General features: G+C 54.7%; 11 protein-coding genes. 2 read left to right on the top strand and 9 right to left on the bottom strand.

The features are described 5' to 3' along the window. Positions 1 to 40: 40 nt before the first annotated feature. The 9 genes from CA832_RS08045 to CA832_RS08005 all read right to left on the bottom strand — a co-directional run bounded on the left by CA832_RS08045 (position 41) and on the right by CA832_RS08005 (position 10,791). On the bottom strand, positions 41 to 1,630 hold the full coding sequence (locus tag CA832_RS08045; protein ID WP_088341064.1) for an NADP-dependent glyceraldehyde-3-phosphate dehydrogenase: 1,590 nt from the start codon (positions 1,628 to 1,630) through the stop codon (positions 41 to 43). Between the two features lie 12 nt (positions 1,631 to 1,642). Further along, positions 1,643 to 3,118, bottom strand: a complete 1,476-nt coding sequence (ilvC, locus tag CA832_RS08040) for a ketol-acid reductoisomerase (RefSeq protein ID WP_088341063.1) — start codon at positions 3,116 to 3,118, stop codon at positions 1,643 to 1,645. Positions 3,119 to 3,143: 25 nt separating this feature from the next. Next, the gene (gene ilvN, locus CA832_RS08035; RefSeq protein WP_088341062.1) at positions 3,144 to 3,671 is read right to left on the bottom strand and encodes an acetolactate synthase small subunit; all 528 of its coding nucleotides are present in this window, start codon (positions 3,669 to 3,671) and stop codon (positions 3,144 to 3,146) included. 26 nt (positions 3,672 to 3,697) lie between these two features. Further along, positions 3,698 to 5,431, bottom strand: a complete 1,734-nt coding sequence (ilvB, locus tag CA832_RS08030) for a biosynthetic-type acetolactate synthase large subunit (RefSeq protein ID WP_088341061.1) — start codon at positions 5,429 to 5,431, stop codon at positions 3,698 to 3,700. Positions 5,432 to 5,452: 21 nt separating this feature from the next. Continuing rightward, entirely contained in the window at positions 5,453 to 7,129 is a 1,677-nt protein-coding gene (gene ilvD, locus CA832_RS08025) for a dihydroxy-acid dehydratase (protein ID WP_088341060.1), read from the bottom strand. A 182-nt stretch (positions 7,130 to 7,311) separates the two neighbouring features. Beyond that, the gene (locus CA832_RS08020) at positions 7,312 to 8,157 is read right to left on the bottom strand and encodes a 5-oxoprolinase subunit C family protein (RefSeq protein WP_088341059.1); all 846 of its coding nucleotides are present in this window, start codon (positions 8,155 to 8,157) and stop codon (positions 7,312 to 7,314) included. Next, entirely contained in the window at positions 8,144 to 8,887 is a 744-nt protein-coding gene (gene pxpB / locus CA832_RS08015) for a 5-oxoprolinase subunit PxpB (protein WP_088341058.1), read from the bottom strand. The genes CA832_RS08020 and pxpB overlap by 14 nt, the downstream gene beginning before the upstream one ends. Next, positions 8,884 to 9,621 (bottom strand): 5-oxoprolinase subunit PxpA, encoded by a 738-nt coding sequence (pxpA, locus tag CA832_RS08010; RefSeq protein ID WP_088341057.1) that lies wholly within the window; start codon positions 9,619 to 9,621, stop codon positions 8,884 to 8,886. The genes pxpB and pxpA overlap by 4 nt, the downstream gene beginning before the upstream one ends. A gap of 12 nt (positions 9,622 to 9,633) precedes the next feature. Next, positions 9,634 to 10,791, bottom strand: a complete 1,158-nt coding sequence (locus CA832_RS08005) for an Nramp family divalent metal transporter (RefSeq protein ID WP_233131769.1) — start codon at positions 10,789 to 10,791, stop codon at positions 9,634 to 9,636. Positions 10,792 to 11,012: 221 nt separating this feature from the next. Here CA832_RS08005 and CA832_RS08000 point away from each other — a divergent pair, with 221 nt between their 5' ends. Further along, the gene (locus tag CA832_RS08000) at positions 11,013 to 11,456 is read left to right on the top strand and encodes a hypothetical protein (protein ID WP_088341056.1); all 444 of its coding nucleotides are present in this window, start codon (positions 11,013 to 11,015) and stop codon (positions 11,454 to 11,456) included. 17 nt (positions 11,457 to 11,473) lie between these two features. Then, complete coding sequence (locus tag CA832_RS07995) at positions 11,474 to 11,773, top strand: hypothetical protein (protein ID WP_088341055.1); 300 nt, start codon at positions 11,474 to 11,476, stop codon at positions 11,771 to 11,773. Positions 11,774 to 11,808 lie beyond the last annotated feature (35 nt).

Genomic DNA, 11,808 nt, shown 5'->3' with positions numbered 1-11,808 from the left:
GTGCCCTTACCCGCCTGTAGCAGCAGGTCCGGGCCCGGGTCTACAGGATATAGTCGGTACTTATAAAATTCGAGAGTTTGGCATCTACCAGGGCTTCCACCGTTTCATTGTTGAGGGGTGTGTCCTTGAAGGCCACGAATGTCCGAATGGAAAAAGACCTCAGGGCATCGTGCACACTAAGGGTTGCGACTGCGGAATCCTTGCGGCCGGTAAAAGGGTAAACATCCGGCCCCCGCTGGCAGGAGCTGTTCAGGTTCACCCGGCACACCAGGTTGGCCAGGGTATCGATAAGCGGGGCCAGGGTATTGATGTCCTTCCCGAAAAGGCTCACCTGCTGCCCGTAATTGCTCTCGGCCATCTCGTCCAGCGGTTGGTCGATATCCGTAAAAGGAACCACCGGGATCACCGGCCCAAATTGTTCCTCTTCGTATACGCGCATCCCGGGTTTAACGGGGTACAAAACCGCCGGCCAGATAAAATTGGCACTGCGTTGCCCGCCTTTGGGGTTCATGACTTTGGCCCCTTTGGCCACGGCATCGTCTATGAGCTCCTGGATGTAGTCAGGTTTCGCCGCTTCCGGCAATGGGGTCAGGGATACGCCTGGGTCCCACGGATTCCCGAAACGCAGGGCATCTACCGCTTTGGTGAATCGCTCCAGAAACTCTTCAAGCACGGTTTCGTGCACGTAGAGGATTTTAAGGGCGGTACAGCGCTGTCCGTTAAAGGAAAGGGTTCCGCTGATACATTCTCTGATAGTCAGGTCCATATCGGCATCCGGGAGCACTATTGCCGGGTTTTTGGCTTCCAGCCCCAACACCAGCCGCAGGCGGTTGCTTTTCGGGTGTTGGTCCTGCAGGGCATTGGCCGAAGCGCTGTTGCCGATAAGGGCCAGCACATCTACCTTCCCGGATTGCATGATGGGGGTGGCCACTGCCCTGCCCCGCCCGAAGAGAATATTGACCACGCCTTTCGGGAAACTGTTCTGAAAAGCCTCCAAAAGTGGTGTTATGAGCAGCACGCCGTGTTTGGCCGGCTTAAAAATGGTGGTATTCCCCATGATAATAGCCGGGATGAGCAGGGCAAAGGTTTCATTGAGCGGGTAATTATAGGGTCCCAAACAAAGCACTACCCCTATGGGGCCGCGCCGGATGTGGGCATAAACACCATCGTGACGGGAAAACTTTGCAGCATCCCGGTCCAGTTGCTTGTACTCCTCAATGGTGTCGTATATGTACTCCACCGTCCGGTCGAATTCCTTTTCGGAATCGGGTTGGGACTTGCCGATTTCCCACATCAGGAGCTGGACGATGCGATCCCTTTTGGTCTCCATCTGACCCACAAACTTCTCCATGCAGGCAATGCGGTCGCGCACCTTCATGGTTGGCCAGACCCCCTTGCCCTTGTCGTAGGCCTGCATGGCGGCTTCAAGAGCATCCAGGGCCTCGGCCTCCCCCATAGTCGGGATAGACCCCAAAACGGTTGGGGCATAAGGTTCAGCATCTGAAATGGTCGAATATACCTCGGAAACCGGGCCATCCCAGGTGCGCAATTCCCCATTGACCAGGTATTGCCGCTGGTCGATGGGTGCCTCCAGGCGGACGGATTCCGGGATGGGCGGTGTTACCGGCATAACGTATTGGATTTATACAATGGGTTTCATAGCCGTCATGGACTCCCTCAGGCGCTGGCCTACCACCTCGATGGGGTGGGTGCGCAAGGCTTTGTTCACAGCGATCAACCGGGCGTTGTCTACCCCGTTATCCTTTCCTGCGCCATAAGCCTTCCCGATGACGTCCGTTTCTATTCCCTTCATAAAATCGGCGAGCAATGGCTTGCAGGCATGGTCGAAAAGGTAACAGCCGTACTCCGCAGTATCGGAAATGACCCGGTTCATCTCGAAGAGTTTCTTCCGGGCAATGGTATTGGCAATAAGCGGGGTTTCATGCAGGGATTCGTAATAGGCAGACTCCCCGATAATACCGCTTTCGGTCATGGATTCATAGGCCAGTTCCACCCCCGCCCTTACAAGGGCCACCATCAGGACGCCGTGGTCATAGTACTCCTGTTCGCTGATGGCATCGGGACCGGCATCGGTCTTTTCAAAGGCCGTTTCCCCGGTAGCCGCCCGCCAGGTCAGCAGGTTTTTATCGTCGTTGGCCCAGTCTTCCATCATGGTCTTGGAAAAATGACCGCTCATGATGTCGTCCATATGCTTGCGGAACAAGGGCCGCATTATGTCCTTTAATTCCTCTGAGAGATCGAAAGCCTTGATCTTGGCGGGGTTGGAAAGGCGGTCCATCATATTGGTGATCCCACCGTATTTAAGGCCTTCTGTGATGGTTTCCCAGCCGTATTGGATGAGCTTGGCCGCATAAGCGGCATCCATCCCCTTCTCGACCATTTTATCGAAACACAGGATCGACCCCGTCTGCAAAAGCCCGCAAAGGATGGTTTGTTCGCCCATCAGGTCCGATTTCACTTCGGCCACAAAGGAGGATTCCAGAACACCTGCGCGGTGGCCTCCGGTAGCTGCTGCGTACGCCTTCGCCTGTGCCAGGCCCTTCCCTTCCGGGTCGTTTTCCGGGTGTACGGCAATGAGGGTAGGAACCCCGAAGCCCCTTTTATATTCCTCCCGCACTTCGGAGCCCGGGCTTTTTGGCGCCACCATGATCACGGTAAGGTCCTTGCGCACCTGCATCCCCTCCTCCACAATATTGAATCCGTGGGAATAGGACAGGGTAGCTCCTTTTTTCATCAGGGGCATAACGGTACTAACCACCTGGGTATGCTGCTTGTCCGGGGTCAGGTTAATGACCAGGTCTGCCGTGGGAATAAGCGCTTCATAGGTGCCCACTGCGAAGTTGTTTTCCGTGGCATTTTTATAAGAAGCCCGCTTTTCCGCAATAGCAGCTTCGCGCAGGGCATAGGAGATATCCAGTCCGGAGTCCCGCATATTGAGGCCCTGGTTCAGGCCCTGGGCGCCACAGCCCACTATGACGATCTTCTTTCCCTTGAGGGCATCGACCCCATCGGCGAATTCGGATGCCTCCATAAAGCGGCATTTACCCAGTTGTTCCAGTTTCTCCCTGAGGGACAGCGTATTGAAATAATTTGACATAATTGTATTCTGGTTTGTAATAAGATTAAGCGTGTTGGAATTTTTCCAGGAGTGCCGAAATGGGCATTTCCGCCTTGGTCACGGTTATACGGCCGGAGCGAACGAATTGCATGATGCCGAAAGGCTCCAGCTCCTGGTACATCTGATCAATTTCGTGCCGCCGGCCCGTTTTAGCGAGGACAAAGAAATCCCGGCTTACCGTTACAATCTGGCTGTGGCTATCCTTGATGATATTCTGGATCTGCCGCTCATCGAATAAGAGGTGAGAAGCGATTTTAAAGAGGGCTGATTCCTGGTAGATGGTTTCGTCGTCCGTATGGTAATAGGCTTTGATGACTTCTACCTGCTTCTCGATCTGGGCTACGATATGGGTGGTCCACCGCTCGGTAGTGTAGACTACTATCGTAAATTTAGAAACATCATCTATCTCTGATTTTGAGACATTTAAACTTTCTATATTAATATGTCGCTTTAAAAATATCCCCGATATTCTGTGCAACAACCCTACGTGGTTTTCGGAGTACACCGAGATGGTAAACCATTGCTTTTCCATAATCCTGCAGCCTTTTGGCCCTTTTTTTATTTCAACCGGATGTCGGATACCGATGCCCCGGATGGGATCATCGGAAATACGTTGTCTTCTTTTTCCACTTTTACCTCCAGGAAGTAGGCGTCCGGGCAGGCGATCATTTCCGTTACTGCGGCCGAGAGGTCTTCCCGCGCATCCACGCGCCGTGCCTTGATGTGGTACCCTTCCGCAATCTTTACAAAATCCGGGTTGGTCATAATGGTGGAGGCATAGCGCCGGTCGAAAAACAATTCCTGCCACTGGCGAACCATCCCTAGAAAATCGTTGTTCAGCACCACTATTTTGACCGGTGTTTTGGTCTGGAAGATCGTACCGAGTTCCTGGATATTCATCTGATATCCTCCGTCTCCCACAATGGCCACCACTTCCCGCTCCGGGGCGCCCATCTTGGCTCCTATGGCTGCCGGGAGGGCAAAGCCCATAGTCCCGAGTCCGCCGGAGGTGATATTGCTCTTGCTCTGCCTGAATTTCGCATAGCGGCAGGCAATCATCTGATGCTGACCTACATCGCTGACAATAACGGCCTTATGCCCGGTAGCCCGGTTGATCTCGGCGACCACCTCCCCCATGGTGAGTCCGGGTTTGGTGGGGTTCAGATCCTTGTCGATGACCGCATTGAATTCTTCCTGGTCTTTCTTGTGGAATTCCGCAAGCCAGGCTTCATGGCTGTTCTTTTTGATTTTAGGCAGCAACAGGGAGAGCGTTTCTTTCGCATTTCCCAGCACCGCCAGGTGGGTTTTAACGTTTTTGTCCACCTCTGCAGGGTCAATTTCAAAGTGGATGACCTTGGCCTGCTTCGCATAGGTTTCCAGGTTCCCGGTTACCCGGTCGTCGAAGCGCATCCCGATGGCGATCAGCACATCGCATTCGTTGGTCAGGACATTCGGGCCGTAATTTCCATGCATCCCCACCATCCCCACGTTCAGCGGGTGGTCGGAATCCATGGCAGACAAGCCCAGGATGGTCCATGCTGCCGGTATCCCGGACTTCTCGACCAGGGCATTCAATTCTGCCTCAGCCTCGCCGAGGATCACACCTTGCCCGTAAATAATATAAGGTTTTTTAGCCGTGTTGATGAGTTCTGCAGCCGCCTCAATCGCAGCCATGTCCGGCTTCGGGTTGGGTGTATAGCTGCGGACGCCCCTGCAGGGCTTATACTCGAATTCCAAGGTGTCGAACTGGGCATTCTTGGTGATATCGACCAAAACGGGTCCGGGGCGGCCGCTACGAGCAATGTAAAAGGCCTTGGCCATGATCTCGGGGATCTCCTCAGCCCGCGTAACCTGGTAATTCCATTTGGTAACCGGGGTGGAGATACCCACAATATCGGTTTCCTGGAAAGCATCCGATCCCAGGAGGTGGCGCGGCACCTGCCCCGTAATGCAAACCACAGGGGTGGAATCGATCTGGGCATCGGCCAGGCCGGTTACCAGGTTGGTGGCCCCGGGGCCTGAGGTCGCCATGGCCACACCTACCCTGCCACTTACCCGGGCATATCCCTGAGCAGCGTGTACCGCGCCCTGTTCGTGGCGGGTCAGGACGTGGTGCAGGCGGTCCTTGAATTTATAAAGTTCATCGTAGACCGGCATGATGGCTCCTCCGGGATACCCGTAGAGCAGGTCTACCCCCTCTGCCAGAAGGCAGTGGATAATGGCCTCTGCCCCGGTAATGGTTACCGTCTTGGTCTCGGCCGCTTGTTTTTTCATCGCTTTGACTGGTTCCATAGGCTTACTAACCTTACTTCCTTATAATGCATCGGTTACACAACCCTCGGAGGCCGAAGAAACCGTTTTTGCATACTTGTACAAACTTCCTTTCCTGACCTTCAGCGGCGGTTGCTTCCAGGCTTCCTTCCTGCGCTGCAATTCCGCATCGGACAGGTCTACCGATATACTATTGGTCTCGGCGTCTATGGTAATGATATCCCCATCGCGCAGTAAGGCAATAGGGCCTCCCACCTGAGCTTCCGGGGTCACATGCCCCACCACAAAACCATGGGTGCCCCCTGAGAAGCGACCATCTGTGATAAGGGCTACATCTTTGCCCAGGCCAGCGCCCATAATAGCGCTCGTAGGCTTTAGCATCTCGGGCATTCCCGGTCCGCCTTTCGGGCCCTCGTAGCGGATGACCACCACATCGCCCTTTTTCACCTCGCCCCTGCCGATCCCGGCATTGGCCTGGAACTCATCCTCAAACACCTTGGCAGGCCCCTGAAAACGAAGGCCCTCCTTTCCGGTGATCTTCGCCACGGCTCCCGTAGGCGACAGGTTCCCATAAAGGATGCGCAGGTGCCCGGTGGGCTTTATCGGGTTGGATAGCGGATAGACGACCTTTTGCCCCTCCTGAAGCGGCGGCACGTCTTCCAGGTTTTCGGCCAGGGTTTTCCCGGTTACCGTAAGACAGTCCCCGTGGAGCATCCCCTCTGCCAGCATGAATTTCAGCACGGCGGGAATCCCCCCAATGCGGTGGACATCTTCCATGAGATATTTCCCGCTGGGTTTGAGGTCTGCCAAAAAGGGCGTCTTATCGCTTATGCGCTGGAAGTCGTCCAGGGTGAAATCCACCTCGGCGGCGCGGGCAATGGCCAGAAAATGCAAAACGGCATTGGTGGACCCCCCAAGGAGCACAACCAGGCGCACGGCATTTTCGAGGGCTTTCCGGGTTACGATATCCAGGGGCTTGATATCTTTTTCGAGAAGGTTGCGTATAGCCCTGCCGGCACGGAGGCAATCGCCTTGCTTTTCAGGGCCCACAGCCGGGTTGGAGGAGCTGTATGGGAGGGACATCCCCAGGGCTTCAATGGCCGAAGCCATGGTATTAGCCGTATACATACCGCCACAGGCACCGGCTCCGGGGCAGGCATTCTGAATGACTTGCTTGTACTGAGCCTCATCGATCTGCCCGGCTACCTTCTGCCCCCAGGCCTCGAAGGCCGAAACCACGTCCAGTTTCTGGTTGTTCAGGCATCCGGAGGCAATAGTACCCCCATAGACCAAAACCGATGGCCGGTTTAACCGAAGCATAGCCATCAGGGCCCCAGGCATGTTCTTGTCGCAGCCCACCACGGTTACCAGACCGTCGTAATTCATAGCCTGTACCACGGTCTCCATGGAATCCGCGATAACATCCCGGGATGGGAGCGAATACCGCATACCATAAGTTCCCATGGAAATACCATCACTAACCCCAATGGTATTGAAAATAAGGCCAACCAAATCGGTTTGCTGAATACCCTCCTTGACGTGCTCCGAAAGCTTGTTTAAATGCATATTGCAGGGGTTGCCTTCATACCCGGTACTGGCCACCCCGATCAGGGGTTTTCCGAGGTCTTCGTCGGTAAGCCCAATGGCATGGAGCATGGCCTGGGCGGCGGGTTGGGTAGGATCCTGAGTGACGTTTTTGCTGTAGCGGTTCAATTCCATAGGTAAACTGCGGCCTTTTATCCGTAATCCAAAGATATAGGATTGTTAAAGCCTGCGGTCCCGTTGCAGGCCCTGGCTACAGACTCATTTAATGGCCTTGGAATAAAAATTGCTGTATAACAGGGAGTTAAGCAGATAAAAATACCATATCCAATCAATCGCAAGATGCGCAGGAACCGGTATCAGGAAGGGTTTTCCACAAAGCGGACTCGGTCCGAAAACTTCTTTTGGGACAACACCGATACCGATCGGTTGTCCAGCTGCAACACACGCGGATACCCCCCTGTGGTCTGCCCGTCCGGCATGAGGATAATCAGGCGGCCGGCAGGGGTCAGTTGGACGGTTCCGGGCAAGGTAGCCGAAGTAATCATCTGGAGGGTATGCGCAGGCAGGGTTTCCTGCAACTGGCAAGCCATCCGATCATATTCCTTGGCAAGGGTAAACGAATCTCCAAACAAGCGTTCCCGGGCTGCGGGCTCTAATAGCTCGAATTCCGGTCCCGGAGATGCCACAAGTGCTTCTTCCAGGTAAAGGTCCATCGGGCTTAATTTCAATATTTTCGCTTCAAAGCCTGCGCATGGTTCGTAGGGAAGTTCCTGGCCAGCCCGAATCTGGCGGCCTTCGGTAACGGGATAGAACATGGACCGGCTCCCCAGGATTTTGGGTATCCGAAGCCCTCCGCGAATGCCCAGGTAGGCACGAAACCCCTTGGTGATCCGTCCGCATTCCAGAACACTCCCGGCAGGTACCGGGTAGACCTGGTCCGGATGGAGTTCCTGGCCGTTGAGACGAACATCCATGCCCGCCCCGCTTAGGGCGATATATGTAGGGGAATCGAACACCAGTTCGGGGCCCTGCATAGCCATTTCCAAGACGGCATCCCCGGGGTCATTCTCCAAAAGGGCATTTACCCGTCTGGCAGCAAGCCGGTCTGCCGCCCCGCTTAGCGGCACCCCGAAATGGCGGTATCCGGGGCGCCCCAAATCCTGCACACTTGCGTAAAATCCGGGTTTGCTAACCTTTAGCATTGCCGTACTTGCGTTTAAAGTCATACACCCCTACCTCTCCCTCAATCTTATGGAGGTCGTATTCTGCCCGACTAACGCTCCGGAAGCGGACGGTATCCCCCAGTGAAACAAAGCAGGGAGGTTCCCGCTTGGGGTCAAAAAGCGGAATCGGGCAATTCCCGATCAGGTTCCACCCTCCCGGGGATTCCTGTGGATAAATACCGGTTTGCCTGGATGCCAGGCCTACCGCGCCCTTGGGTACTTTGAGCCTCGGTGCTTCCCGTCTTGGTACCTGAATGGCCTGCGGAATACCTCCCAAATAGAGAAAACCCGGCAAAAACCCGATACCATAGACCGGATAGGGCTGGGCGGTATGGGCCTCAATAAGCGCTTCCGGGGACATCCCCAGGGCTGCGGCAGCGGTATCCAGGTCCGGGCCGAATGCTGCGTCATAACACACCGGCAGCTCCCAATGGTGCTGCTCACGTGCTATGGGCCCCGGGTATTCGCTATATGCTTGTTCCAACTCTTCCTTAAGAGTAGGGTAATCCAGATCTGCGCTTCTTGATATCAGGGTAAGGCTGTGATAAACCGGGACAAATTCCCACTGGGAAACGGGCATGGGTCCGGCCTGCAGGAATTCCACAAAGCCCACTATATCCTCGAGGATATCGGTACGCACCTCGGCGGGCCATTCGAGCAACACCGCGCGGGTGCCAAAAGGTTTTATCCGGAAGGAAATTTCATTCACGAGGCAACGCGGATTTCGTATTTGGGCAATTCCCGGGAAAGATACGCCAATATTTCAAATGCCCCGGGGGTATCTCCATGGACGCAATACGTTTGGGCCGCAATGGGCAGGAAGCCCCCTGCCAGGGTGCGCACCCGCCCCTTCAGGACCATCTCCCGGAGTTGCTCCAAAACCCTTTCCGGACGTTTTAGTACCGCACCCGGAAGTTTCCTGGGTGCCAGCTGTCCACCTACCGTATATGCCCGGTCTGCAAAAGCTTCCGCAACGGTAGCAAACCCGGCATTCCCCGCCATCACCTCAAACACCGATCCGGCAGGAACATAGAGGGCTGCACGGCCCCGGTACGGTGCCAGGGCTTCCAGGTAGTCCTCGGCCAGGGAACCGCCTTTGGCCAGGTCGTTGTACAAGGCTCCATGGGCCTTGATATGGTGGAGGGTTGCCCCCAGGTTCCGGAGCACGGCTTCAAATACACCCAACTGACTCTCCAGGGCTGCCTTCAACGCTGCCTTTTCCAGTACCATAGACCTCCTTCCGAAATGATCCCGGTCCGGATAGGAAGGGTGGGCACCCATGCGCACCCCGTGCTCCAGCGCCAGGGACACACATGCCTGCATAGAAGCCTGGTCTCCGGCATGTCCGCCACAGGCAATATTACAGGAACTGATAAGGGGCATGAGGTCGGCTTCATTGCCCAAACCTTCCCCCATATCGCAATTCAGGTCGATATCAATCATTTACCAAATACTTTATATAAAGCTCCATAAGCTCTTTAATGCCAATGCTATAACCAATAATATAACACAGAGTGCTGCCGCATTCTGCCCAAAGGAATTGGCGTATTTCCCCATGGCCTTTGCCCGGCGTACGCCCCACCATAGGAATATGGCGATAAAGGGCAACACCAGGGCATTGGCTACCTGGGCGGTAAAAATGATTTCCAGGGGTTTGAACTCCAGATTCAGGGACAATACGCCAAAGAGGAGGATCAGGATCCAAACCGCCCTGAAACGATTGCGATCTGTTTCCTGGTCCCAGCCAAAACACTGACGGGCCACATAGGCAGCCGCAAGCGGAGCGGTAATGGCAGAGCTGATGCCGGCCACAAAAAGACCCGTCCCCAATCCAAAGCGCGCAGCCTTCCCGTATACCGGCTCCAGGGCCGCGACCAAATCGAGCACCCCGGTAAGACCGCCAACTTCCGAAGCGGCAGCCGTCACCAGGATGGCCATGGAAACCACGCCCCCTATGCATACCGAAAGAACAATATCGCGTCGCATCTCCCTTATCCCGGAGGGCCCATCCCATTTTTCGTTGACCAAAGAGGCGTACAAAAACAAATTATAAGGCACCACGGTCGTCCCGATAAGGGCCAGTACCGTCCAGAGCCCCTCCTGGTCCGCCTTTGGGAGAAACAACCCTTTAAGGACCTCTCCCAGCTCTGGCCCAAGGGCTACGGCAGTGACTAAAAAGGAAAGACTCATAAGTCCTACCAGAAGGGCAAAGATTCTTTCCAGCAACCGGTAAGAGCCAAACCAAAGCAGCAGCAGGGCAAGCAGCCCTACCGTCCAGGAGTACCATGGGGAGGCACCCCCAAGGAGGGCTTCCAGGCCCAGGACTGCCCCGGCAACATTCCCGGCCTCATAGGCCGCGTTGCCCAGCACTACCGCCACCAGAACCAGGACCAGCAGGCCCCATTTCAGGAAAGGGTGCTCCAAATAACCCCGGATCACCTCCGGCAACCCCCTGCCGGTAGCCAGGCCCAGGCGGCCTGCCATTTCCTGCAGGACTATCGTAGTTACAACCGATACCAGAAGTGCCCAGAGCAGGGAATAACCGTCTTCTATCCCCGCGCGAAGACATGTAGTTACCGTACCCGGGCCTATAAAGGCTGCAGCAATCAACATTCCGGGGCCGGTTTTTTTCATTTTCTGAGCAGGGTTGGCCTGTAAATATAATCCATTCCAAAAAAGGGATGTGGCCTCAACCGGGAGGTCCGGAAAGGTGCATTTCATCGGAAAATATGCCGTTCGTCGAAAGGTGGGGTGTCATACGTCGAAACGTTATACGAAATCGGAAAATCGGAGGTTATAATTTTCCCGAAACCTAATTCCTATCATCCCGAACTATGACCTGTCTGGAGTGCAAGAAACCACTTAATTATCTGGACCACCGCCAAAGCATGGATCGCTTCCAGGCGGAACTTTGCAAAACACATTTTACGCGTGTAGAGCGCCTGGTAAGGCGCGATGAAATCCCGGAGGAGGCCGTAATCCTGTATTACGGACTCAAAGCCGCCGGCATACCCGGTATGCTGGCCTGGTGGGACGGCAAGAAAACCGTAGACCTGGCCATCTCACGAGTCAAGCTCAATATCGAGATCGAGAACGAGACCCGGAGCTGGACGGCCGAAACCGCGATCAGTGAACTGGAATCTACCATGGAGGCCTTCAAGAATGGCTTTACCACCCTGAGGATCCCGGGGCTCCTGATCCGGAACCACCTGCACGACACCATTGAAAATATAAGGGGCATCATTGAAGGCTTACGAGCCAATATCAAAGTCGTTTAACCCCAATCTTCAGAACTATGGATGCAGAAATCAAGTACACCGAACGCTCTTACAGGATGAGCAAACTGATCCTGATCCTACTCACTTTTGCAGCCGTATCCATCATGATTAACATGAATCCATCCGTATCCCGTATCCTCTTCGGATTGCCCATCCTAGCCTCCTGCGTCCTGGGCGTTATGGGTTCGGTCTACATGTACAGGGGCATGGAAGAACCCCTTACCGAAAAAAAAGTAATCGCCATTACCGTAAACCTGGCCATGGTGATCCTGATGCTCGCCATATTGCTGAGCAACACCCTTTACCGCATTTTTTAAGGACGATTTCCCTTCGTTTTTCAATTGCGATTAAT

This window comes from Robiginitalea sediminis (assembly GCF_002198115.1).
GTDB lineage: Bacteria > Bacteroidota > Bacteroidia > Flavobacteriales > Flavobacteriaceae > Robiginitalea > Robiginitalea sediminis.
The sequence above is the reverse complement of the archived record's forward strand: the minus strand, read 5'-3'. Positions and strand labels throughout refer to the sequence as shown.